Source organism: Ochrobactrum sp. Q0168 (assembly GCF_016427605.1).
Classification (GTDB): domain Bacteria; phylum Pseudomonadota; class Alphaproteobacteria; order Rhizobiales; family Rhizobiaceae; genus Brucella.
In genome coordinates this window covers 149,090-171,122 of sequence record NZ_JAELXQ010000002.1, presented here as the reverse complement: position 1 = coordinate 171,122, position 22,033 = coordinate 149,090, and the positions used below count along the sequence as shown (strand labels likewise).

Sequence of the window (22,033 nt, the reverse complement as noted above, 5' to 3'; positions counted from 1 at the left end):
TTGACTAGCGGGCGGCGTGTCAATATGTTGCGCGCAACTTGGAAATGGGGTTTTGAACCTGCCTTTCTTGAAAAAAGGAGCCGCCAATGGCACGGGGAATTGAGCCCGAAAAGCCATCCGGTACTGTCAAGGATGGGCAAGGGCAACCTGCTTCCGGGGAGCTGGATCAGCGTTTGAACCGCCTCGAGGCCGAATTGGTCAAGAAGGGCATGTTCAAAAAGCCAGCTTCCGAGGAGGAGCGGTCGGAAACGGCAAGTTCGGTCGCGCAGGCCATGAAGCTTTCCAGCGAGTTTATCGCCGGAATCGTGGTGGGCGCGGTCATCGGCTGGTTTATCGATCGTGTCGCCGGCACGTCGCCTTGGGGATTGATCGTATTTCTCCTACTGGGCTTCGCAGCGGGTGTCCTCAATGTGCTTCGTTCCGTAGGTTATGTCGCCGATCAAGGCGGCATTAAGACTAACGCGGAAAAGAGTGACAGGAAATAAGCCTTGGCGGACTTTACGGTAAAGTTCGTTCAAGTGTAAGTGATAAGCGGGCCGGATGCATATCGGGCCCCGAGACTGAAACGCCTTCGGGTAGACCAAGTCGCCTTAGGGCAGACTAAATCGCCTTCGGGCAGGCCAAATCGCCTTCGGGCAGGGAAGACAGACGAGGTTAAGGTGGCGAACGATCCGATCCATCAGTTCCAGATTTCTCGGTGGATTCCCATCGATGTAGGCGGCGTTGACCTGTCGTTCACGAATGTTTCGGCTTTCATGGTCGCAACCGTCGTGGTCGCTTCGGGCTTCCTTTATCTGACGTCGTCGGGCCGCGGTCTTATCCCGACCCGTCTGCAGTCGGTTTCGGAAATGGCCTATGAATTCGTGGCGACAAGCCTGCGGGATTCGGCCGGATCGAAGGGTATGAAGTTCTTCCCCTTCGTGTTCTCGCTGTTCATGTTCGTGCTGGTCGCGAATTTCATCGGTCTCTTCCCGTATTTCTACACTGTCACCAGCCAGATCATCGTGACGTTTGCTCTCGCTTGCCTGGTCATCGGTACGGTCATCGTCTACGGTTTCTTCAAGCACGGTTTCGGCTTCCTCAAGCTGTTCGTGCCGAGCGGCGTTCCCGGCATCATCGTGCCGCTGGTTGTCGCCATTGAAATCATCTCGTTCCTGTCGCGTCCGATCAGCCTCTCGGTTCGTCTTTTTGCGAACATGCTCGCAGGCCACATCACGCTCAAGGTTTTCGCCGGCTTCGTTGTTTCGCTGGCTGCCCTTGGACCCATCGGCGTCGGCGGCGCGGTGCTGCCGCTCATCATGACGGTTGCGATCACCGCACTCGAATTCCTCGTAGCCTTCCTCCAGGCCTACGTGTTTACCGTTCTCACCTGCATGTACATCAACGACGCAGTACATCCGGGACACTGAGTTCAAACCGGCGGGCGACCGCCAGAACTGAAATCCGCGCTTATTTCAATCCAGAAGGAGCTTAACATGGAAGCGGAAGCAGCAAAGTACATCGGCGCCGGTCTCGCCTGTTTCGGTATGGCCGGTACGGCTCTCGGCCTCGGCAACATCTTCGGCCAATACCTCTCCGGCGCTCTGCGCAACCCGTCCGCTGCTGACAGCCAGTTCGGCCGTCTGGTGTTCGGTTTCGCCGTTACGGAAGCTCTGGGCATCTTCTCGCTGCTCATCGCGCTTCTGCTCCTCTTCGCCGTCTAATAAACGGTTCAAGAGTCTGGCCTGCCGCGATCTGTATCTTGAAATGCAGCGCGGCTGGCCTTTGCATATGACGTTCGAGTAGGCATGATCCCGAAAGTCGGGAACCGGTTTTCGGATCAGGTCATGCTGGATTTAAGGGGAAATCTGGATGTTCGTGTCCACGGCGTTTGCCCAAACCGCCACCGAATCGCAACCGGCACCAGCTGCTGGCGAGCACGGCGCAGCCGATGCTGTGCACACCGAAACCGGGGTCGCGCACGATGCCGGACACGGCAGCGGCGTATTCCCTCCGTTCGATTCCACCCATTACGCATCGCAGCTTCTGTGGCTGGCGATCACGTTCGGTCTTTTCTATCTGTTCATGTCCCGCGTGGTACTGCCGCGCATCGGCGGCGTGATCGAAACCCGTCGTGACCGTATCGCTCAGGATCTCGAGCAGGCTGCGCGTCTCAAGCAGGATGCCGACAACGCCATCGTTGCTTACGAGCAGGAACTGGCCCAGGCCCGCACCAAGGCCGCTTCGATTGCCGAAGCCGCTCGCGAAAAGGGCAAGGGCGAAGCAGACGCCGAACGCGCTGCTGCTGAAGCCGCTCTGGAAAGCAAGCTCAAGGAAGCCGAAGACCGCATCGCTGCGATCAAGGCCAAGGCCATGAGCGACGTCGGCGCCATCGCCGAGGAAACCACGGCTGAAATCGTCGAACAGCTTCTGGGCACCAAGGCCGACAAGGCTTCCGTGTCGGCGGCTGTCAAGGCTTCGAACGCCTGAGGAGAGGACAATGGACGCTACATTTTGGGCACTTGTTGGCCTCATCATCTTCCTGGCGATCCTCGCCTATCTGAAAGTTCCGGCTATGGTCGGTCGTTCACTCGATGAGCGCGCCGAACATATCAAGAAGGAACTGGAAGAAGCCCGTACGCTGCGCGAAGAAGCCCAGCAGCTTCTGGCCGAATACCATCGCAAGCGTAAGGAAGCCGAAAAGGAAGCAGGCGATATCGTCGCTGCTGCCGAGCGCGAAGCCAAGGCTCTTCTCGAAGATGCCAAGCGTGCGACTGAAGAATATGTAGCCCGCCGTAACAAGCTGGCTGAACAGAAGATCGCAACCGCTGAAGTCGACGCCATCAATGCCGTCCGCGCTTCTGCTGTTGATCTCGCCATTGCCGCCGCTGGCAAGCTTGTCGCAGACAAGGTTGACACGAAGGTTTCTGGCGGTCTGTTCAAGGACGCACTTGTTCAGGTCAAGTCGAACATGAACTGAGGTTCTTGCGACCTTTCGGGTTTTGAAATGCCGCCTGAAAGGGCGGCATTTTTGTTTAGAGACGAGTTTTGAAGTGAGCACGGATTCGCGGTGCTTGCCGGCTGCATTCGAGGATCACCGGAGCGCATCCAAAGAGCGGGGGACCAGAACCCTGCTATAAGTATGAAACGGGGTCTGAGAAGGATCGCCGTTGCACGGATCTCGGCGCTCGTGAGATCGCCTCAAAGCGTCAAACGAGTGGCTGTCGTCATCCGTCCGGCATATGGATGCCGGTCTGCTTTCACCGAGGGTGACGTGTGCATTGACGATATGCGAACCGAAGGCAACAGGATTGGCGCATCCCAGCTTCTGTTTGAAGCAGTTCCCGCACAAGTGCGTAGCTCCTACGCGGGGAAACAGTCCACTGGACTGATTTCTAATCCCGCTTCGATGCGTCGGATAATGCGTAAATACAAATAGATAGAGTGGTTCCACGAGTCCGTTTTAACCGGAACCGCTCTCGCGGTGAGGTTCAAACCGGCCCTTGATCGGTGCAAAAGTGTAGCGGTGCAGCCCGGGTACGGGCCCGTCACTTTCGATAGCGGCGCGGTGCCTGACGGTTGCATAGCCCGCGTGCACCTCCATGCCGTAGGCGGTGTGAACGCTGCCTGCGCGCTCCATCATGCGATCCCGCGTCACCTTCGCGACGATGGAAGCAGCCGCAATCGATACGGAGCGCTGATCGCCTTTCACAAGGGCGGAACCGGGGCAGGGCAGGCCGGGCGGCACGTCGCGTCCATCAATCAGCGCGTGACACGGCTGTAGGATAAGGCCATGTACAGCGCGGCGCATAGCTTCCAATGCCGCTTTCCGAATATCGCTGATATCAATGCTGCGTGCGCTGAGGCTTGCAACGGAGACGCTTACGGCCTTCGCGAGAATTGTCTCGTAGAGGGCAACCCGCTTGGCTGCATTGAGACGCTTGGAATCGTCCAGCCCATCAGGTATGTCGCTTGCGTCCAGAAGCACGGCAGCAGCCACGACCGGCCCGGCCAAAGGCCCGCGCCCCGCTTCATCAATGCCGACAATATGGCGAAGCCCACGCGCCAGCAGTCTCGCTTCTTCAGAGAAGTCGGGCGCCAGAGGGATGTCGAAGAGAAGAGGAGAATCAGAAGCCGTACTTTTCATGAGATGGCAATTTTCGCATTGCCTCTGATTGTCCGCAAGATCCTGACGAGAGGAATGGTGGCGGAAAGCATGGCCCTATCCGCCTGAGGGGACACAGGCGGAAATCGACATTATTTTGACTTGGATCTGTCGTGACGTTCAAAACAGGGATAACTGCTTGCCGCCTTTCTGGACGGGTTCGAACAGATCGGTGCGCAGGTGTTTACGCTGTTTGTTGAAGCCGAGCTTGCGGGCGGCAATCTCGAACCGGCGGCCAATCTGCCAGGCATAGGGGCCGGTGCCGCGCATCCGTTTCCCCCATTCCGCATCATAGTCCTTGCCGTCGCGCATCGAGCGCACCAGCGACATCACATGCCGGTAGCGGTCGGGATAATTGCGCAGCAGCCAGTCCTTGAACAAGGGCGCCACTTCCAGCGGCAGGCGCAGCAACACATAGCCAGCTTCACGCGCGCCCTGCGCGTAAGCCGCGTCGAGGATGCGTTCAATCTCGTGATCGTTGATGCCGGGAATAACCGGCCCCATCATGACCGAAGCCGGAATGCCCGCATCGGTCAGCTTGCGGATTGCCTGAAGGCGCAGGCTTGGCGTCGAGGCGCGCGGCTCCATCGTGCGGACCAGATGCGCGTCTAGCGTCGTCACCGAAAGAGCGACCTTGGCGAGACCCTTTTCAGCCATGCGCCTCAATATGTCGATATCGCGCACCACAAGCGCCGATTTCGTCACGATGCCGACCGGGTGGTTGGCCGCTTCCAGCACTTCGAGAATCTCGCGCATGATGCGCCATTTCTTCTCGATCGGCTGATACGGATCTGTATTGGTGCCAATGGCGATGGTTTTCGGCTGATAGCCCGCCTTGGCCAGTTCGCGCTCCAGAAGGCGTGGGGCATCCGGCTTTGCGAACAGGCGTGACTCGAAATCGAGACCAGCCGACAGTCCCATATAGCTATGGGTCGGGCGGGCGAAACAATAGATGCAGCCATGCTCGCACCCGCGATAGGGGTTGATCGAGCGGTCGAAGCTGATGTCGGGTGAATCGTTGCGTGTAATGATCGTGCGCGGCTTTTCTACCTGAACATCGGTGTTGAAAGCAGGCAATTCTTCCAGCGTCGTCCAGCCGTCGTCGAAATCCTCGCGCATGGTCGGCTCGAAGCGCCCCGTCGGATTGATGCCCGCACCACGCCCGCGCCGCCGGCTGTGGTCGATGCGCAGCCCCGCTTCGCCGACAAGTGCATTGGCATGCTCCGCACGGCCCGTGCCGAATGCGGCCATATCGGCCTGTCTGATGATATCTGCGTGCTGGATCGCTGCCATCTTCATCTCCCTGCGGAGCTTCAAAGCATGTCCGGCAAAGCCTCTTACGGCTTGTATGCAGCAATGCTTCTGGTAATTGTCCGACTCTGTCTGATGAATCTATTCCTATCCCAACAAAAAGAACAAAGCAAGAACATAGTTCGTTCCGCTTCCCGTTCACGCCGTGTTGATATATGAAGCGTCCATGCTGTCCGCGATCATTGAAACACTGAATTCTGAAAAGCCTCTGGCATATACGCTGTCGGCGCTTGTACCCGCCGTGGTGGAAGGGCTGGTTCGGCGTGTTCTGGTGATCGATAATGGCTCTTCGGACGAAACCGCACTGGTTGCGATTGGCGCAGGATGCTCGTTTAGCAAAGGCAAGGACAGGGCGGCGGCGTTAAACGAGATCCCTACGCCCTGGGTTCTGGTTCTCGCGCCTGGCGCCATACCGCAGGATGGCTGGGAAGACGTTGTTCGTCGCCATATGGAAGGTGAGGGTGGCCCGGCGCGGTTCACGCTTGCCGGAGAGGGTAGGTTGAGCGGACTGAAGGCGGCATTGCTGGGCAGCGGGTCGACGCTCGATGCCGGGCTTCTTGTTCGGCTGGAGGCGATCAGGCCTCTGCTTATGGATGGAGTCGCTCTCGCGCAGTTACCGCGCCAGTTGAAGCCGGTGCGCCTCACCCACGGCATCTATCCGCCCCAGCAGCATTAAAATCCCAAACAGAAAAAGGCGAAGCCGATGCTTCGCCTTTTCGTCAGATATCAGCTTTCGCTTATATTCTGATTAGTTCTGGTAGCTCGAAGGCGAAGCATCACCGAAGCGGTTTGCAGAACCATCCTGGTAAGCCGAACCCGATTTGATCGTGGCGGTTGCGGTGTGATCGACCGTCTGAGAAGCAACCGGCGTGCGGTCATTTGCATAAAGGTCGGCAGGTTCGCCCACATGCGGGTTTTCAGCGAAAGCAGCGCCAGCGGAAAGAGCGAGAGCGGCTGCAGCAAGAGCAAACTTTTTCATTATCATGTCCTTTTTAATTGCCGTACGAACGACACCCATTCATGGGTTCTGTTCGGGGGCGTCCCTGGTGGCCAATGCCATCCATCAGAGAGGGGAAATGAGAGGAAGGCCGGGATTGCTTGGGAGGATTCCGGCCGTGGGCGTCAGCGGCGGATTTGCGCGACGCCCTTTATGCGGTCATGCTGATTAGTTCTGGTAGCTGGAAGGCGAAGCATCGCCGAAGCGGTTTGCAGAACCATCCTGATAGCCAGAGCCCGTGTGACCTGCGTTGATCGTGGCGGTCGCGGTGCGGTCAACGGTCTGTGCAGCAACCGGGGTGCGGTCGTTTGCATAGAGGTTTTCAGGCTCGCCAACATAAGGGTTTTCAGCGAAGGCAGCACCGGCGCTTAGAGCGAGGGCAGCGGCAGCAAGAACAATCTTTTTCATTTTCCTATCTCCTTGGAAACTGGAGCGGCGTTTCTTTTCGTCGTTCCGATGCGTCTGAAATGGGTGACAGTGATGAAAAGTTCCAGTCACGAAAATGTTTTATTAATCACACATTCGTGCTCGTTAATATTTGGAAATAATCAGAGATACGAAATATTTATATTAAATATCAATATGTTATTTGATATACCAGCATTCACGTGTCTGTTATGTGACGTTTTTTGTTCATAAATCCCGAACAGAGTGTATGTCTTTATTGTCCAATCTAAGTGAACAATAGCTGGCTTCTGAATAAGGTGTTATCGACTATGACCGGGGAATGGATTTCTGCAAGCGGTGTGGAGAGACGCAGCCACCGGGAATCAGCGTGAATCAGAAGAGCTAGACGCGGTCGTCGGGTTCAGGATGCGGCTGTGCGTGTTGCGATGACAAACCAGTCCGGCTTTTGGGCTCTTATCCGGGCCGCCGCTGTCTGCAAGGAGGCATCGTCGGCGAAGATCGCAAAGCAGGTCGCGCCGGATCCGGACATTTGCGCATAAAGCGCATCGCAGCCTCGCAGCAGCGCAAGCGTGTCGCCGATTTGCGGCGCAAGGCTAAGCGCTGGCGACAGAAGATCGTTGCGGGTGGTGCTAAGATAGTGGCCGAGTGCGCTAAGTTCGCTTTGATCGGGCGGCATCAAGGCGGGATTGTCCCGCTTGTCGAGGGCGCGGAACACATCCGGCGTGGCAAGCGCCGTGCCGTCATTCACGAGCAGCAGCGGCAGGGCCGGAAGGCCCGTAACGGGCGCAAGCTCTTCGCCGATACCGCGCGCCGTCAGCGGCGTGCCATGCGCCGCGCCATGCAGGCACATGGGGAGATCAGCGCCGAGCGTCAGACCGAGCGCGGCCAGTGTGTCAAAATCGAGTTGGAGGTTCCAGAGCGCGTTGAGGGCAAGCAATGTTGCCGCCGCATCGCTGGAACCGCCGCCGATACCCGACGCTATGGGCAGGCTTTTCTCAAGATGAATGGCAACGGGCGGCAGATCGCACCCGGAATGCGCCCGCAATGCATCGCGCGCCTTGAGCACCAGATTGCCGCCATCGAGCGGAACTGCCGCGGCAAAAGGCCCGCTGACGGTGAACCGGTCTTCCGGCGCGTCGGCAACCGTGATCGTGTCGCCGAAGCGTGCAAAGACCACCAGCATGTCGAGCAGATGATAACCATCGTCGCGCCGTCCAGTAACGTGCAGCGCGAGGTTGATTTTCGCAGGGGCAAGACGGGTAACAGACCGGCTGTCAGCAGGCCGGGCGCGCAACAGGGTATCGGTCATCGGGCTTTAAGCGGCTCAGTCTTTCTTGACGTAATATTCGCCGGTCTTCGGGTCCTGCACCAGCGTACCGTTGGCGCGGTTCTGCGCTTCCTTCTCCGCCTGACGAACACGCTGCGACACGCGCGCGGCTTCACGCTTGAACGAGCGGTAGCCATACCACGCGGCGATGATGATCAGCAGCAGAAAAATGAGCTGTGGCATGACCAAATTCCCTATGTATCGTGTTGGGCGCGCGCTTGTCGCGCCCTGTCATTTCTGACACCTTAACACGGTAAACCGTGATGTTTCAAAGACCATAGCGGCCCCAAAGCGCTTTTTCTTCGGCAACGGAAAGCAGGCCGTCGCCGAGATGGGCGGCAATTTCCGCCGGTTCCACGCCCGAAAGCGCTGTTGAAAACGCCGATGAAAGCGCCATCCCGACGCCCGGAACCTTTCGACCGAGCAATCCGCGCTGCGGCTGGATCAGCTGGAGCTCCACCTTGTCGCCATAGGTCTTGCGCAGGAAACTGCGCATGTCGCCCAGCCCGTCGATAAGCCCGAGCTGCAAGGCCGTCGTGCCGGTCCAAAACAGGCCGGTGAACAGGTCGGATTCGTCGGCAAGCTTGCTGCCGCGCCGTTCCTTGACCATGTCGATGAAAGTCTCGTGGATTTCGAGTTGCAGCGATTTCAGCCGTTCGATGTCGGCTTTCTTTTCCGGCTGGAACGGATCAAGCGTGACCTTGTTGCTGCCCGCTGTATAGACGCGCCGCTCGACGCCGATTTTTTTCAAGAGTTCCGGAAAGCCGAATGAAGCCGACACCACGCCAATAGACCCGACGATCGAAGATGGGTCTGCGATGATCTCGTCACCGGCCAGCGCAATCATATAACCGCCGGATGCGGCCACATCCTCAACGAATATGAAAACCTTTTTCTGATGTTCGGACGCAAGATCGCGGATGCGGCGATAGATCAGGCGCGACTGCACCGGCGAGCCGCCGGGAGAATTGAGCGAAATCGCCACGGCGGGCGCATGTTTGTTGCTGAAAGCCTTTTCCAGCACGGCGGCGGTCGATGCCAGCGATAGCGCTGGGCGCAGCGCGGAGCCACCGCTCATGATGGCGCCATGCAGGCGCACAACGGGAATTTCAATTGCGGCATTGCGAAAGCGGCGCGGAACAAGGCGCGTCAATAAACCGGGCAAGGTAAACTCCGAACTGGATCAACTGGTGGAAGCTAGAGCGGTTCCGGTTGAAACGGAATCGTGGAACCGTTCTATCTATCTGTTTTCACGCGCATCTTTTCCGAAAACCGTTTCACACTTTTCGGGATGCGCACTAATGTAGGAAGCAATCTTGGAAACACAAAGAAAACCCTCCGAAAATTTGCATCTTCGGAGGGTGAATGGGATCATCTTTTCGTGGGCCTTGCCACGATCCGCAACAGTCCATAGCCGAATATAGCCGAAAGAGCCGAACCGGCCAGCACGCCGATTTTCGTTTCCGTCTGCATCAGATCGGACGGGAAGGACAAAAGCCCGATGAAGATGCTCATGGTGAAACCGATGCCGCACAATATGGCGACGCCGTAAAGCTGCGCCCAGCTGGCGCCCATCGGCTTTTGCGCAAGGCCGCTCTTGATGGCGAGCCATGCCGCGCCGAACACACCAAGCTGCTTGCCGACGAAAAGACCGAGCAGAATGCCGAGCGTCAGCGTGTCGCCCATTACCGAGGCATCCAGCCCGGCAAAGGAAATGCCCGCATTGGCAAAGCCGAAGATCGGCACGATGATGAAGGCGACCGGCTTTGCCAGCGCGTGTTCGAGCATATGTAGCGGCGAACTCATATCATCTGGCCTACCGGGAGCAGGTTTCAGCGGTATCATCAGCGCGGTCACGACGCCAGCGACGGTGGCATGAACGCCGGAATTGAGCACGAAGAACCACAAAATTGCGCCGCCGATCAGATAGGGCAGCAGCTTCATCACGCCCATGCGGTTCATCGCGAAAAGCACAATCGCCGTGACGAAAGCCCCGCCCAGATAGGGCATGGAGATTTCAGCCGTGTAGAAAATGGCGATGATGACGACGGCGGCCAGATCGTCGAGAATGGCGAGCGTCGCCAGAAAGACCTTGAGGCTCGACGGCACGCGTGAGCCAAGCAGCGACAGGACGCCGAGCGCGAAGGCGATATCAGTCGCCGATGGCACCGCCCAGCCGCGCACCTTTTCGGCATCGTGAAAATTGAGTGCCGTGAAGATGATCGCAGGCAGGATCACGCCGCCCGCAGCCGCAATGCCCGGCAGCATCCGGTTTGGCCAGCTGGCGAGCTGGCCGTCGATGAATTCGCGTTTGATTTCCAGCCCCACGAGCAGGAAAAACACCGCCATCAGCGCATCATTGATCCAGTGCGCGAGGCTCAGCGGGCCGATATAGACGTGAAGCGCATCGAAATAGATCTGCGAGAGCGGTGAATTGGCCACGATGAGCGCAAGCGCTGCCGCTGCCATCAGCACGAGGCCTCCCGCAACCTCGCTATCCAGAAAGCGTCGCATGATGGATACGGGGCGAGCGGAATTTGGAGTGTGGTTCATCGGTCTCCTTAAAGAAACGATCAGGTGATTTGCGGCGCGTCCACTTCGTAGAGCACGAGGTCGCGGTCGGTGATGCCAAGTGTTGGCCATGTCGAACGCCAGGCGGCAATGTGCCCGGAGGCAAAATGTTTGTCCAGCGAAGCCCGGTCCCGCCAAAGCTCTTTTACATGGATAAGGCCAGGATCGAGAATGTCTACGGCATAGGAATATTCGATGCAGCCAGCCTCGGCGCGGCTTGCCTCGATCATGCGCTGCATGGCGGGGCGCGCTTCATTCAAATTCGCAGCGGGCAGCCGAACGGTTCCGACGATAAGCAGCACGGTTTCATTCTCCGGGGAAATCAAAAAAGCGCGGTCTGGCCATTATTGATGGCATCGGCGCGGGGCGTAAAACCATGGCCGCTTTCGCCATGCAGGATGAGCGGCGGCATGAAGGAGAGACCGGCACGGCTGCCGCGCGTTCCGGTGACGACGATGCGGATTGCCGCCGCATCGCCGCGCGGATGCACCGGCACGATGCGCAATCCGCCGAAACGCCCGGTGAGCGCTTCCAGAATAGGCGCAATCGAACCCGGTCGGGCGATGATGGCAATGCCCCCGCCGGGCCTGACAATCGCCGCCGCGGTGCGCACCCACTGTTCGAACATGCCGTCCGGCATGACATGGGCTTCCGCTTTGAGCGGATCGGGCGTGCGCCGGTCCGCCGCTTCGTTGAAAGGCGGGTTCATGATGGCGAAATCGAAGCTATTATCGGCAAGGCCCGCTGTAATGCGCGCTTTTCCAGTCAGCGCCACATCGGCTTCCACAATCGCTAGGCGGCTTGCCAGAGCTATATTCAGCGGATGCGCGATGGTCTTTCTGGCAAAGCCGACCATCAGGCCGGAGCGTTCGACGAGGGTGATCCGGCTTGCCGGGCACCGGGCTGCAACCGCAAGACCGGCAGCGCCTGCACCGCTGCCAAGATCGGCAAGATGTCCGGCAAAACCGCCCGGCACCGCGCTTGCAAGGATCATCGCATCGACGCCGGAGCGATGACCTTTCATGGCCGGCTGCACGAGATGAAACGCGCCGCGATGAAAGACATCGAGCGTTTCTTCAATCTCGTTTTCGGTAGTCAGGCTCATTTATCGCGCAGTTCGTGTTCAATCTCGGCATCGATCAGGATTTGCCGTGCTTCGTCCAGCTGATCTTCGCTGACAAGAAGACGGCGCGGCAGAACGCCCAGCGATCCCTCGATAATGCTCATGTTGGTATCTGCGATGAAATAAGCTATTCCCGCCTCCTTCATCAAGGCTTCGGCGAAGGACAAAAGGACGGAATCATTGGTGCGGATAAGTTCGATCATTTACCTAGTTTGGAGCCAATGCACCGCATTGACAACTGCTTCGGTGAATGTTGAACAGGCTGTGAAGGCACGGAATGCGTCTTGAGCATTCCGCCGCGCTTAAATATGGTGGCGGCCCCATCAAGGAGTAATGGCATTGGGTGTGGTTCTGAATCTCGACGACAAGAAAAAGCAGACAGGATCGGTGCAGCCGCTTGTCGACCTGACGAAGGCCGATATGGCGCGCGTGAACGAAATGATCCTGTCGCGCGCCGGATCCGACGTCGAAATGATTCCCGAAGTCGCCAATCATCTGATTTCGTCGGGCGGCAAACGCCTGCGCCCGATGATGACGCTCGCCGCCGCCCGCATGTTCGGTTACGACGGTGATGGTCATGTGCGTCTCGCAACCGCTGTCGAATTCATGCACACGGCGACGCTTTTGCATGACGATGTGGTGGATGAAAGCGATCTGCGCCGCGGCAAAAGCACCGCCCGCATGATCTGGGGCAACCAGGCCAGCGTTCTCGTCGGCGATTTCCTGCTCGGTCAGGCTTTCAAGATGATGGTCGATGTCGGCTCGCTCGATGCGCTCGACGTGCTGGCGACGTCGGCTTCCGTGATCGCGGAAGGCGAGGTCATGCAGCTTGCCGCTGCCAAGAACATGGAAACCACCGAAAACGAATATCTGGCGGTCATCAAGGCCAAGACGGCGGCGCTGTTCTCGGCTGCTGCGGAAGTCGGCCCGATCATCGCCGGGGTGCAGCGTTCGGATCGCGCCGCTTTGCGCGACTACGGCCTCAATCTCGGTCTAGCTTTCCAGCTGGTTGACGATGCGCTCGATTATGGCGGTTCGGCTGCCGATCTCGGCAAGAACACGGGCGACGATTTCCGCGAAGGCAAGATCACGCTTCCCGTCATTTTGAGCTACCGCCGTGGCACGGATGAGGAACGCGCTTTCTGGAAGCACGCCATCGAAGACGGTGCGAGCGATGATGCATCGCTGCAAAAGGCCATCGGCCTGATGACCAGGCATGGCGCGATTGCCGACACGGTGCAGCGCGCGCGTCACTTCGGGGAAATTGCCCGCGATGCCTTGGCGCCGCTCAAGGCATCGCCTGAAAAAGATGCGCTTATCGAAGTCATCGACTTCTGCATCAGCCGCGTGAACTGAGTTCGAACATTTCGAACGGGATCGATCAGGAAAAGCATTCCATCACAGATGCTTTTCTTGCCCCTTCATCCCAAAAAGGCCATGCTTGAAGTGCCTGTTTCGTTAAGATCAAAGCACGGTGCGTTGGAGGCAATCGGCGATTCGTTGCCGGTTTGGCATATGGGAATTAGAGAAGAGGACAGGGCTTCATGCGGCATGGAATGAAACAGGGCCCGCTTTATGGTTTGCTTCTTTCGCTTCTGGCGGGAATTGCATTGCCTGCCGGCGGAGCATTGGCCAAGGCGGCAGCCGATCCCGCTCCCGTCGCTACGCCTGCTGTCCGGGCCGGTTCCTTTGCTGGCGCCTATCTGGCGGGCCGCACCGCCGAAGCGGATAATAATCTCTCCACAGCCGCCGATTTCTATCGTCAGGCCATGGCCTTCGATCCGGGCAACAGTCAGGTCAAGCAGGACCTGCTGCTGGTCCTGTTGACGGAAGGCCGCTTCAAGGACGCGCTGCCGCTCGCGTCCGAATTGCAGAACGTGCCGGATATCGAGCGCTTCTCCCGCGTCGCCCTTGCCATCGACGCCATTTCCAAAAAGCAATACCGCAAGGTCGGTCCGCTTTTGGCGTTGTCCACACAGTCCGATATGGACCGTCTTGCGGCCGGTTTCATGAATGCCTGGGTCAAGGTGGGACAGGGCAATCCCAAGCAGGCGCTGGCCGATATCAAAAAAATGGAAGGCCCCGAATGGTATGGCCTGTTCCGAACCTATAATTCCGCTTTGATCGCCGATCAGGCCGGGATGAAGAAGGAAGCGGGCGATTTCTACCAGCAGGCGCTTGATGATCGTCCCGGCGGCAGCGCTGCGCCCGACACTTATGAGCGCATTATCATGGCTTACGCCTCGTTCAAGCTGCGTCAGGGCGACAAGGACGGCGCAATCCAGCTTCTGAAGGACGGCGAGGCGCTTTTGAACGGTCGCATGACCCTGACCGAACTGCGCGAGCAGATCGAAGCGGGGCGGAAGCTGGACCGTCTGATCGAAACGCCGCAGCAGGGCGCTGGCGAAGTGCTCTATACGCTCGGCACTGCCATCAATCGCAGCGGCGCGGAGGCTTTCGCCAAGCTTTATCTGCAGCTCTCGCTGCCGCTGCGTCCGGGCAATGACGCTACCCTATTCCAGCTGGGCGATATTTCGGCAAAGCTGCGCCGACCGGAAGCGGCGGTGGAATTTTATGCTGAAGTGCCAGAAACCTCGCCCTATCGCCGCGATGCCGAAATGCAGCGCGCGCTGAACCTTGCCGATAACGACAAGTCCGCCGAGGCCATCGAGCAGTTGAAGATCTTGCTCGGTCGCGACAAGACCGACATTCGCACCTATCTGGCGCTGGGCGGTGTCTACGCGCAGGACAAGAATTTCGCCGAAGCCGCCAAGATTTATGATGGCGCCGTCGAGCAGATCAAGACGCCGGAACGCAAGGACTGGCCGGTCTTCTACCAGCGCGGCATCGCCTATGAGCGTCTGAAGCAGTGGGACAAGGCGGAGCCGAGCTTCAACAAGGCGCTGGAGCTTTATCCCGATCAGCCGCAGGTGCTGAATTATCTCGGTTATTCCTGGGTTGATATGGGCATCCATCTCGACCGCGCGCTCGACATGATCAAGAAGGCGGTCGAGCTGCGCCCGCAGGACGGTTACATCGTCGATTCGCTGGGCTGGGCCTATTACAAGCTCGGTCGTTACGATGAAGCGGTGGTGGAGCTGGAAAAGGCCGTGAAGCTGCGCCCGGAAGACCCGACGATCAACGATCATATGGGCGATGCCTATTGGCGCGTTGGCCGTCAGCTTGAAGCGACGTTCCAGTGGCACCATGCGATTGCAGGCAAGCCGGAGCCGGAAGAACTCGTCAAGATCGAGCAAAAGCTGAAGAAGGGCCTGCCTGACGTTCCGGGCCAGTCTTCCGCCGATGTGACAAAGCCGGGCGAGAAGAAGCCGGAAGAACCGAAGCAGGACACGCCTGCTGTCGCGCCAGTCCCGGCCGTACCCGCACCGGAAAAGCCGACGACTGATTAAAAACGGCAGCGAGGCCCGGTTTCAGGGCGATGTGACACTGAAACCGGCAGCCTGTGCTTGACCCTGCGGTGCTGATGTATGATCTGGCAGGATTTTTATCCGAAAACCGGTTGCCACTTTTCGGAAATCCTGCTTAGACCGGGCCATCATTTCAATAACGAGGCCCAGCCCGGTGTCTAATTCTTCCAGCATGTTGCCCGCACATATGCATCCCACCCGTTCCTTTCAGGGTCTGATCCTGACGCTCCATCACTATTGGGCGGAACATGGTTGCGCTATTTTGCAGCCTTACGACATGGAAGTGGGTGCGGGTACGTTCCATCCGGCAACGACGCTGCGTTCGCTCGGGCCGAAGCCGTGGAAAGCCGCCTATGTGCAGCCGTCGCGCCGTCCCAAGGATGGCCGCTATGGCGAAAACCCCAACCGGCTGCAGCATTATTACCAGTATCAGGTCATCATCAAGCCGTCGCCGCCGAACCTTCAGGACCTTTACCTCGGTTCGCTGAAGGCTATCGGCCTTGATCCGACGCTGCACGATGTGCGCTTCGTGGAAGACGACTGGGAAAGCCCGACGCTCGGCGCCTGGGGCCTTGGTTGGGAATGCTGGTGCGATGGCATGGAAGTGTCCCAGTTCACCTATTTCCAGCAAGTCTGCGGCATTGAATGCTCGCCGGTTGCCGGTGAGCTGACCTATGGTCTGGAGCGTCTCGCCATGTATGTGCAGGGCGTAGACAATGTCTATGACCTCAATTTCAATGGTCTCGAAGGCGACGAAAAGGTCACCTATGGCGATGTGTTCCTGCAGGCCGAGCAGGAATATTCCCGCTATAATTTCGAGATGGCCGATACTGAAATCCTGCATCGCCACTTCATCGATGCCGAGCGCGAATGCGAAGCCATTTTGAAGGCGGGCAGCACGGGCGAGGGGTCTTTGCACAAATGCGTGCTCCCGGCCTATGACCAGTGCATCAAGGCATCCCACGTCTTCAACCTGATGGATGCGCGCGGCGTGATCTCGGTGACAGAGCGCCAGAGCTATATCCTGCGCGTCCGCAATCTCGCGCGTCAGTGCGGCGAGGCATTTCTGCTCACCGATGCAGGCGGTTTCAATTTCAAGCGTGAGGGCGAGTAATGCCTGACTTACTTCTCGAACTCTTTTCCGAGGAAATCCCGGCCCGCATGCAGCGCAAGGCTGCCGGTGATCTGAAAAAGATGATCACTGATGGTCTGGTCGAAGCGGGTCTGACCTATGAAGCCGCGACGGCTTACTGGACGCCGCGCCGTCTGACGCTCGACATTCGCGGTCTGACTGTGCGTTCCAAAGACGTGCATGAAGACATCAAGGGCCCGTCGGTCACCGCACCGGAACAGGCCATTCAGGGCTTTCTGCGCAAGGCCGGTCTTACCGATGTTGCGCAGGCCCATGTGCATTCCGATCCGAAGAAGGGCGATTTCTATGTCGCCCATCTGACGAAACCGGGCCGCGCTGCGGAAGAGATCGTCGCCGAACTCGTGCCGCAGACGATCCGCAATTTCCCGTGGCCGAAATCCATGCGCTGGGGCGCGGCTTCGGCAAAGCCCGGTGCATTGCGTTGGGTGCGTCCGCTGCAATCGATCCTGTGCACCTTCGGCCCTGAAACCGAAGAAACAGTGGTTATCGATTTCGACGTTGACGGCATCAAGTCCGGCAATCTCACCTATGGTCATCGTTTCCTGAGCGACGGTCAGGCGATCAGGGTGCGCCGTTTTGACGATTATGTCGAAAAGCTGGAAAAGGCTTTTGTGGTGCTCGACGCCGAACGCCGCAAGGAAATGATTTCGCAGGACGCGCATAATCTTGCCTTCGCGTCGGGTCTCGAACTGGTCGAGGACGAGGGGCTTCTGGAAGAAGTATCGGGTCTGGTCGAATGGCCGGTCGTGCTGATGGGCGAGTTTGAGGAAGAGTTTCTGGCGATCCCGCCGGAAGTCATCCGCCTCACTATCCGCGCCAACCAGAAGTGTTTTGTCACCCGCAAGCAGGGCGAAACCGAAGCGCTGTCCAACCGGTTCATTCTGGTGTCGAACATCGCTGCCCGCGATGGCGGCGCGGAGATCGCTTACGGTAACGGCAAGGTCGTGCGCGCACGTCTGTCGGATGCGCTCTATTTCTGGCACACCGACCAGCACGATCTGCCCGATCTCGACAAGCTCAACGCCTCGGCGGAAAAATTCGGCCTTGACCTGAAGAAGCCGCTCGACCAGCGTATGGCGCGACTGGACGCGTTGAACGTGACCTTCCATGCTAAGCTCGGCACGCAAGGCGCGCGCGTTGAGCGTATCCGCGAACTGGCTGCGCGGATCGCGCCGCTGGTCGGCGCCGATCCGAAGCTTGCTGCGCGCGCGGCCGTACTCGCCAAGGCTGATCTTCAGACCGAAGTTGTGGGTGAATTCCCCGAGCTTCAGGGCGCGATGGGCCGCAAATATGCTCTGCTTCAGGGCGAAGACGCAGCCGTCGCCGCAGCGCTTGAAGAACATTACAAGCCGCAAGGTCCGTCCGATGTGGTGCCGAAGAACCCGGTATCGGTTGCCGTCGCGCTGGCTGACAAGCTCGACACGCTGGTCGGCTTCTGGGCCATCGATGAAAAGCCGACGGGTTCGAAAGACCCTTACGCGCTGCGTCGTGCAGCCCTCGGTGTGATCCGGTTGCTGCTGTCTCAGGATTGGAAATTCCCGCTGCTGCCGCTGTTCCGTTCGGCCTTTGCTGCGCTGAAAGAAGGCGTGGTCCAACGCAAGCTGCGTGAATTCGAAGCAAAGCTCGCTGGTGAAAAATCCAGCGATGTCGATGGCCAACAAGATATCGACAATGCGTTGCGCAACTACGAGATTGAGGTTCGTGCCGAAGCCGACCGCAGTGCAGAGCCGGTTCTGGCCGATCTTTTGTCGTTCCTTCACGAGCGTTTCAAGGTGCATCTGAAGGAAGAGGGCGCACGTTATGACGCCATCGACGCTGTGCTGACGCCGGAAGCCGACAACTTGCTTCTGGTCGCACGCCGTCTGGAAGCGCTGATCGTCTTCATCAATGAGGAAGACGGCAAGAACCTGCTGGCAGGCACCAAGCGCGCCGCCAATATTCTGGCCGCCGAAGAGAAGAAGGGCACCAAGATCGCCCCGAGCGTCGATGCTTCGCTTCTCAAGCTGGACGAGGAAAAGGCGCTGTTCGAAGCGGTGACACTTGCATCGAGCGAAACCGAAGCGGCAATCGCCCGCGAAGACTTTTCAGGCGCGATGCTGGCGCTCGCCAAGCTGCGCGGTCCGGTCGATACGTTCTTCGAAAAAGTGCTGGTCAATGATGAGGACGAGAATGTCCGCGCCAACCGTCTGGCTCTGCTCGACCTGATCCGCACGGCCACCGGCAAGGTTGCGGATTTCTCCAAGATCGCAGGCTGATAGCCAGTGCATACGAAATAGAAATGGCGCCGATTGGCGCCATTTTCATTGGAGGGTTATTGAAGGCTTGGCCGGAGCGTCAGCGAACTCAGGTCCACTTCGCCGGATGCGCCAGCCCATGGATCGCCGACGACGCGCACCGGCTTGGCGGGGTCGAAGTCCGGCATCTTCTGTTCGGTCGGGATAATAGCGGGCTGTTCCTGCCTATCTTCCGGCAGCGGCTTGCCCTGTATGCGCGCCATATAGGCACGGGCGCGTTTGCGCCGCGCTTCAATTTCCTTCAGCGCTTCGGCTTCAGCCTCTTGCCGCTCATTGCAGGCGCCGCAGACAGGCAGCCCGTTGGCGCCCATCCGGTCGTAGCCGATATAATCGATGGAACCGACCTCATAGGTCGTTCGCGAAAGTTCCGCGCCGTTGGCCGAGGCAACAACGGGCAGTCCGGCGATAGTCAGTGAAATGGCGATAAATCGCGATAACATTATTCACCTCAAGCATGGATAGTACCATCCTGCCGCAAAAAAGCTAACAAAACGCAATTTTCCGAGCCACGTTGCCATAAATGTGCACGCGGCGGCTCGCCTGTTTGCTTGCGCGCGGCTTCGCGCTTGTGTAGGCAGAAGGCGCTCATATCTACGCGTGCATCTTGTCCGAAAACCGCTTTGCCCTTTTCGGGATGCACTCAACTTGGACGCCCGAGAGGCGGAAAACCAGTGTCAGATGTAATGAAATTCGATGATGAGGCAGTTCAGCGCGCGGTGGAAATCCTGCGGCGCGGCGGCCTTGTCGCCATTCCCACCGAAACCGTCTACGGCCTTGCCGCCGATGCCTCGCACGGCGAAGGCGTTGCCGGAATTTTTGCCGCCAAGGGTCGCCCGCAATTCAATCCGCTGATTGCCCATGTCAGCGGCATCGCCATGGCGGAGCGCTATGTCACCTTTGATCCGCTGTCACGCAAGCTGGCGGAATTGTTCTGGCCTGGTCCGCTGACCATCGTGCTGCCGCTGAAAGACCGTCAGGAGACAGATCGTCCGATCCATCCCCTTGTGACGGCGGGCCTGCCGACGCTTGCCATCCGCATGCCGCATGGCCGCGTGCAAGAGGTGATCACAGCGCTGGACAGCCCGGTGGCGGCACCAAGCGCCAATACCTCCGGGCGTATCAGCCCGACAAGTGCCGAAGCGGTGGCGGGCGATCTTGGCGACAAAATTAACCTGATCCTCGATGCGGGCCCATGCGGAGTGGGTGTGGAATCGACCATCGTGAAGGTCGAGGGCGAAACGGTGCGTCTGTTGCGCCCCGGCGGGCTTGCGGCAGAGGACATTGAAGCGGCCATTGGCAGAAAACTGCTGCGCACCGAACAGACCGAGGCCATTCAGGCGCATATCATCGCGCCGGGCATGATGGCTTCGCATTATGCGCCCGATGCCGCCATGCGGCTTGCGGTTGGCAATGTGCTGCCGGGCGAGGCGCTGCTGGCTTTCGGGCCGTCGCGGGTGGCCGGGGCCGAAACGGCAAAGGCCGTGCTGAACCTCAGCGCGGAGGGCAATCTGCGCGAGGCGGCCAGCAATCTTTTCGATTTCATGCGCAAGCTCGACGCCACAGGTGCTGGCACCATTGCGGTCGAACCCATTCCTTTTGAAGGCCTCGGCGAGGCCATCAATGACCGACTGGAACGCGCCGCTGCACCGCGCTAGATTTCAAGGGACCAATATGGACACCGGATTGATCGAACGTTTTGCCGCCATCGTCGGCGAGAAGAATGCGCTCACCGCGCCGGAAGACATTGCGCCTTATCTGATCGAACAACGCGATCTTTATAAGGGTAAGTCGCCATTGGTGCTGCGTCCGGGTTCGACGCAGGAAGTCGCGGCGATCATGAAGCTTGCCAGCGAAACGAAAACGCCGGTTGTGCCGCAGGGCGGCAATACGGGCCTCGTCGGCGCGCAGACGCCGGATGAAAGCGGCACGACGGTTGTGCTGGCTCTTGGCCGCATGAACAAGATTCGCGCGCTCGATACGGTTGGCAATCTGGTGACTGTCGAGGCGGGCGTCATCCTGAAAAACCTTCAGGACGCGACCGAGCGGGCGGGCCGTCTTTTCCCGCTGTCGCTGGGCGCGGAAGGGTCGTGCCAGATCGGCGGAAATCTCGGTTCCAATGCGGGCGGTACGGCGGTGCTCGCCTATGGCAATATGCGCGAGCTTTGCCTCGGTCTCGAAGTGGTTTTGCCGACCGGGGAAATTCTGGACGATCTTCGCTATGTGAAGAAGGACAATACCGGCTACGACCTGAAGGACCTGTTCGTGGGTTCCGAAGGCACGCTCGGCGTCATCACGGCGGCGGTGCTGAAAATCTTCCCGCAGCCGAAGGGCAAAGGCGTTGCCTATGCCGGGATGCGCAGCCCGGAAGATGCGTTGCGCCTGTTCCAGCTCGCGACCGAACATACAGGCCCGTCACTGACCGGCTTTGAGCTGATGCCGCGTGTGGGCGTCGAGTTCACGGTGCGCCATGTCGATGGAGCGCGCGACCCGCTGGAAAGCCCGCATGACTGGTATGTGCTGATCGATATTTCCTCGTCGCGCTCGGAAGAAGATGCGCGCACCACGCTGGAAACCATTCTGCACGAAGCTTTTGAGGCGGATATTCTGCAGGATGCGGCGATTGCCGAAAGTGTCGCGCAGGCGCAGTCCTTCTGGAAAATGCGCGAGGAAATGTCCTGGGCGCAAAAGCCGGAAGGCGGCTCGATCAAGCACGATATTTCCGTGCCGGTCTCATCCATCCCCGCCTTTATCCGCGAAGCCAATGCCGCGACGCTGGAAATGATCCCCGGCGCACGCATTGTCTGCTTTGGCCATATCGGCGACGGCAACCTGCATTATAACGTGTCGCAGCCGGTCGGCGCCGACAAACAGGAATTCCTCTCCCATTGGGGCGCGCTTAATCACCGTATCCACACGATTGTCACAAGTTACAGGGGATCGATTTCCGCCGAGCACGGCATCGGTCGCCTGAAACGCGATGAGCTTGCGCATTTCAAACAGCCATTTGCGCTCGATCTGATGCGCCGCATCAAAACGGCTTTCGATCCGGCGGGGATTATGAACCCCGGCAAGACTTTATAAAACAAACCCGATTGCGGCTTGAAAGACGGGCGGTTTCTCCGCCCGTTTTGCTATCGGTAAACGCATATTAGGAAGAATTTCTGAATTCTTACACCTGGTTGCAATCTGATAACCAAAGGAAAAAGCAGGGAAAAGTTAACCCAACTCCTTAAGGCCGTCGGTAACAAACGCGGTCTATTCTCCATCTCAACGAGGG

24 protein-coding genes are annotated in these 22,033 nt (G+C 58.6%); 12 read left to right on the top strand and 12 right to left on the bottom strand.

Annotation, left to right across the window (positions count from 1 at the left end; all coding sequences use genetic code 11):
- Nucleotides 1-86 precede the first annotated feature (86 nt).
- The 5 genes from JAU75_RS05175 (at nucleotide 87) to JAU75_RS05155 (ending at nucleotide 2,959) form a co-directional block, all read left to right on the top strand.
- Nucleotides 87-485: an AtpZ/AtpI family protein gene (locus JAU75_RS05175; protein WP_199055197.1), complete on the top strand. Its 399-nt coding sequence runs from the start codon at nucleotides 87-89 to the stop codon at nucleotides 483-485.
- Nucleotides 486-659: 174 nt separating this feature from the next.
- Nucleotides 660-1,409 (top strand): F0F1 ATP synthase subunit A, encoded by a 750-nt coding sequence (locus JAU75_RS05170; protein ID WP_109368422.1) that lies wholly within the window; start codon nucleotides 660-662, stop codon nucleotides 1,407-1,409.
- 66 nt (nucleotides 1,410-1,475) lie between these two features.
- Nucleotides 1,476-1,703, top strand: coding sequence for a F0F1 ATP synthase subunit C (locus tag JAU75_RS05165; protein ID WP_002963544.1), 228 nt, complete (start codon nucleotides 1,476-1,478; stop codon nucleotides 1,701-1,703).
- A 148-nt stretch (nucleotides 1,704-1,851) separates the two neighbouring features.
- Complete coding sequence (locus JAU75_RS05160; RefSeq protein WP_199055195.1) at nucleotides 1,852-2,469, top strand: F0F1 ATP synthase subunit B; 618 nt, start codon at nucleotides 1,852-1,854, stop codon at nucleotides 2,467-2,469.
- A gap of 10 nt (nucleotides 2,470-2,479) precedes the next feature.
- Nucleotides 2,480-2,959 (top strand): F0F1 ATP synthase subunit B, encoded by a 480-nt coding sequence (locus JAU75_RS05155; protein WP_199055193.1) that lies wholly within the window; start codon nucleotides 2,480-2,482, stop codon nucleotides 2,957-2,959.
- A gap of 483 nt (nucleotides 2,960-3,442) precedes the next feature.
- Here JAU75_RS05155 and JAU75_RS05150 read toward each other — a convergent pair whose 3' ends face one another.
- Nucleotides 3,443-4,126 (bottom strand): ribonuclease HII, encoded by a 684-nt coding sequence (locus tag JAU75_RS05150; RefSeq protein WP_199055191.1) that lies wholly within the window; start codon nucleotides 4,124-4,126, stop codon nucleotides 3,443-3,445.
- A gap of 138 nt (nucleotides 4,127-4,264) precedes the next feature.
- The gene (locus tag JAU75_RS05145; protein ID WP_199055190.1) at nucleotides 4,265-5,437 is read right to left on the bottom strand and encodes a PA0069 family radical SAM protein; all 1,173 of its coding nucleotides are present in this window, start codon (nucleotides 5,435-5,437) and stop codon (nucleotides 4,265-4,267) included.
- Between the two features lie 184 nt (nucleotides 5,438-5,621).
- Here JAU75_RS05145 and JAU75_RS05140 point away from each other — a divergent pair, with 184 nt between their 5' ends.
- Nucleotides 5,622-6,131 carry a glycosyltransferase family 2 protein gene (locus tag JAU75_RS05140; protein ID WP_199055187.1) on the top strand — a complete coding sequence of 170 codons (510 nt, stop codon included), beginning with the start codon at nucleotides 5,622-5,624 and terminating at the stop codon, nucleotides 6,129-6,131.
- A 72-nt stretch (nucleotides 6,132-6,203) separates the two neighbouring features.
- On the opposite strand, the gene JAU75_RS05135 is transcribed toward JAU75_RS05140, so the two are convergent.
- The 9 genes from JAU75_RS05135 to JAU75_RS05095 all read right to left on the bottom strand — a co-directional run bounded on the left by JAU75_RS05135 (nucleotide 6,204) and on the right by JAU75_RS05095 (nucleotide 12,084).
- Nucleotides 6,204-6,434, bottom strand: a complete 231-nt coding sequence (locus JAU75_RS05135; RefSeq protein WP_199055185.1) for a hypothetical protein — start codon at nucleotides 6,432-6,434, stop codon at nucleotides 6,204-6,206.
- Between the two features lie 186 nt (nucleotides 6,435-6,620).
- Nucleotides 6,621-6,860 (bottom strand): hypothetical protein, encoded by a 240-nt coding sequence (locus tag JAU75_RS05130; RefSeq protein WP_199055184.1) that lies wholly within the window; start codon nucleotides 6,858-6,860, stop codon nucleotides 6,621-6,623.
- 400 nt (nucleotides 6,861-7,260) lie between these two features.
- Nucleotides 7,261-8,169 (bottom strand): 4-(cytidine 5'-diphospho)-2-C-methyl-D-erythritol kinase, encoded by a 909-nt coding sequence (locus JAU75_RS05125; RefSeq protein WP_199055181.1) that lies wholly within the window; start codon nucleotides 8,167-8,169, stop codon nucleotides 7,261-7,263.
- A gap of 15 nt (nucleotides 8,170-8,184) precedes the next feature.
- Complete coding sequence (locus tag JAU75_RS05120; RefSeq protein ID WP_138786622.1) at nucleotides 8,185-8,370, bottom strand: hypothetical protein; 186 nt, start codon at nucleotides 8,368-8,370, stop codon at nucleotides 8,185-8,187.
- 85 nt (nucleotides 8,371-8,455) lie between these two features.
- Entirely contained in the window at nucleotides 8,456-9,352 is an 897-nt protein-coding gene (locus tag JAU75_RS05115) for a S49 family peptidase (RefSeq protein WP_199055180.1), read from the bottom strand.
- A 206-nt stretch (nucleotides 9,353-9,558) separates the two neighbouring features.
- A complete protein-coding gene (nhaA, locus tag JAU75_RS05110) occupies nucleotides 9,559-10,740 on the bottom strand; it encodes a Na+/H+ antiporter NhaA (RefSeq protein ID WP_199055179.1) in 1,182 nt (393 codons plus the stop codon).
- 20 nt (nucleotides 10,741-10,760) lie between these two features.
- Nucleotides 10,761-11,060, bottom strand: a complete 300-nt coding sequence (locus JAU75_RS05105) for a putative quinol monooxygenase (RefSeq protein WP_199055178.1) — start codon at nucleotides 11,058-11,060, stop codon at nucleotides 10,761-10,763.
- 20 nt (nucleotides 11,061-11,080) lie between these two features.
- Entirely contained in the window at nucleotides 11,081-11,863 is a 783-nt protein-coding gene (locus JAU75_RS05100; protein ID WP_199055177.1) for a methyltransferase, read from the bottom strand.
- Nucleotides 11,860-12,084, bottom strand: coding sequence for a DUF2007 domain-containing protein (locus tag JAU75_RS05095; protein ID WP_078338010.1), 225 nt, complete (start codon nucleotides 12,082-12,084; stop codon nucleotides 11,860-11,862). The genes JAU75_RS05100 and JAU75_RS05095 overlap by 4 nt, the downstream gene beginning before the upstream one ends.
- Nucleotides 12,085-12,220: 136 nt before the next feature.
- On the opposite strand from JAU75_RS05095, the gene JAU75_RS05090 reads away from it, so the two are divergent.
- The 4 genes from JAU75_RS05090 to glyS all read left to right on the top strand — a co-directional run bounded on the left by JAU75_RS05090 (nucleotide 12,221) and on the right by glyS (nucleotide 18,717).
- Nucleotides 12,221-13,237: a polyprenyl synthetase family protein gene (locus JAU75_RS05090; RefSeq protein ID WP_199055176.1), complete on the top strand. Its 1,017-nt coding sequence runs from the start codon at nucleotides 12,221-12,223 to the stop codon at nucleotides 13,235-13,237.
- Between the two features lie 188 nt (nucleotides 13,238-13,425).
- The gene (locus JAU75_RS05085) at nucleotides 13,426-15,291 is read left to right on the top strand and encodes a tetratricopeptide repeat protein (RefSeq protein ID WP_199055175.1); all 1,866 of its coding nucleotides are present in this window, start codon (nucleotides 13,426-13,428) and stop codon (nucleotides 15,289-15,291) included.
- Between the two features lie 205 nt (nucleotides 15,292-15,496).
- On the top strand, nucleotides 15,497-16,423 hold the full coding sequence (locus JAU75_RS05080) for a glycine--tRNA ligase subunit alpha (RefSeq protein WP_199056005.1): 927 nt from the start codon (nucleotides 15,497-15,499) through the stop codon (nucleotides 16,421-16,423).
- On the top strand, nucleotides 16,423-18,717 hold the full coding sequence (gene glyS, locus JAU75_RS05075; protein WP_199055174.1) for a glycine--tRNA ligase subunit beta: 2,295 nt from the start codon (nucleotides 16,423-16,425) through the stop codon (nucleotides 18,715-18,717). Before JAU75_RS05080 ends, glyS begins: the two co-directional genes overlap by 1 nt.
- Before the next feature lie 56 nt (nucleotides 18,718-18,773).
- Here the strand turns inward: glyS and JAU75_RS05070 are convergent, their stop codons facing one another.
- Nucleotides 18,774-19,196: a hypothetical protein gene (locus JAU75_RS05070; protein WP_199055173.1), complete on the bottom strand. Its 423-nt coding sequence runs from the start codon at nucleotides 19,194-19,196 to the stop codon at nucleotides 18,774-18,776.
- Nucleotides 19,197-19,439: 243 nt separating this feature from the next.
- Between JAU75_RS05070 and JAU75_RS05065 the strand changes: the two genes are divergently transcribed.
- Both JAU75_RS05065 and JAU75_RS05060 read left to right on the top strand, forming a co-directional pair.
- Nucleotides 19,440-20,411, top strand: coding sequence for an L-threonylcarbamoyladenylate synthase (locus JAU75_RS05065; protein WP_210339221.1), 972 nt, complete (start codon nucleotides 19,440-19,442; stop codon nucleotides 20,409-20,411).
- 16 nt (nucleotides 20,412-20,427) lie between these two features.
- Nucleotides 20,428-21,837 carry an FAD-binding oxidoreductase gene (locus tag JAU75_RS05060; protein WP_199055169.1) on the top strand — a complete coding sequence of 470 codons (1,410 nt, stop codon included), beginning with the start codon at nucleotides 20,428-20,430 and terminating at the stop codon, nucleotides 21,835-21,837.
- Nucleotides 21,838-22,033: the final 196 nt, after the last annotated feature.

Bases quoted from the DNA above. Each gene is read 5' to 3' on its own strand.
- JAU75_RS05175 (WP_199055197.1), top strand. From the start codon at position 87: ATGGCACGGGGAATTGAGCCCGAAAAGCCATCCGGTACTGTCAAGGAT.
- JAU75_RS05165 (WP_002963544.1), top strand. From the start codon at position 1,476: ATGGAAGCGGAAGCAGCAAAGTACATCGGCGCCGGTCTCGCCTGTTTC.
- JAU75_RS05160 (WP_199055195.1), top strand. From the start codon at position 1,852: ATGTTCGTGTCCACGGCGTTTGCCCAAACCGCCACCGAATCGCAACCG.
- JAU75_RS05155 (WP_199055193.1), top strand. From the start codon at position 2,480: ATGGACGCTACATTTTGGGCACTTGTTGGCCTCATCATCTTCCTGGCG.
- JAU75_RS05150 (WP_199055191.1), bottom strand. From the start codon at position 4,126: ATGAAAAGTACGGCTTCTGATTCTCCTCTTCTCTTCGACATCCCTCTG.
- JAU75_RS05145 (WP_199055190.1), bottom strand. From the start codon at position 5,437: ATGGCAGCGATCCAGCACGCAGATATCATCAGACAGGCCGATATGGCC.
- JAU75_RS05140 (WP_199055187.1), top strand. From the start codon at position 5,622: ATGCTGTCCGCGATCATTGAAACACTGAATTCTGAAAAGCCTCTGGCA.
- JAU75_RS05135 (WP_199055185.1), bottom strand. From the start codon at position 6,434: ATGAAAAAGTTTGCTCTTGCTGCAGCCGCTCTCGCTCTTTCCGCTGGC.
- JAU75_RS05130 (WP_199055184.1), bottom strand. From the start codon at position 6,860: ATGAAAAAGATTGTTCTTGCTGCCGCTGCCCTCGCTCTAAGCGCCGGT.
- JAU75_RS05125 (WP_199055181.1), bottom strand. From the start codon at position 8,169: ATGACCGATACCCTGTTGCGCGCCCGGCCTGCTGACAGCCGGTCTGTT.
- JAU75_RS05120 (WP_138786622.1), bottom strand. From the start codon at position 8,370: ATGCCACAGCTCATTTTTCTGCTGCTGATCATCATCGCCGCGTGGTAT.
- nhaA (WP_199055179.1), bottom strand. From the start codon at position 10,740: ATGAACCACACTCCAAATTCCGCTCGCCCCGTATCCATCATGCGACGC.
- JAU75_RS05100 (WP_199055177.1), bottom strand. From the start codon at position 11,863: ATGAGCCTGACTACCGAAAACGAGATTGAAGAAACGCTCGATGTCTTT.
- JAU75_RS05095 (WP_078338010.1), bottom strand. From the start codon at position 12,084: ATGATCGAACTTATCCGCACCAATGATTCCGTCCTTTTGTCCTTCGCC.
- JAU75_RS05085 (WP_199055175.1), top strand. From the start codon at position 13,426: ATGCGGCATGGAATGAAACAGGGCCCGCTTTATGGTTTGCTTCTTTCG.
- JAU75_RS05080 (WP_199056005.1), top strand. From the start codon at position 15,497: ATGCATCCCACCCGTTCCTTTCAGGGTCTGATCCTGACGCTCCATCAC.
- glyS (WP_199055174.1), top strand. From the start codon at position 16,423: ATGCCTGACTTACTTCTCGAACTCTTTTCCGAGGAAATCCCGGCCCGC.
- JAU75_RS05070 (WP_199055173.1), bottom strand. From the start codon at position 19,196: ATGTTATCGCGATTTATCGCCATTTCACTGACTATCGCCGGACTGCCC.
- JAU75_RS05065 (WP_210339221.1), top strand. From the start codon at position 19,440: ATGAAATTCGATGATGAGGCAGTTCAGCGCGCGGTGGAAATCCTGCGG.
- JAU75_RS05060 (WP_199055169.1), top strand. From the start codon at position 20,428: ATGGACACCGGATTGATCGAACGTTTTGCCGCCATCGTCGGCGAGAAG.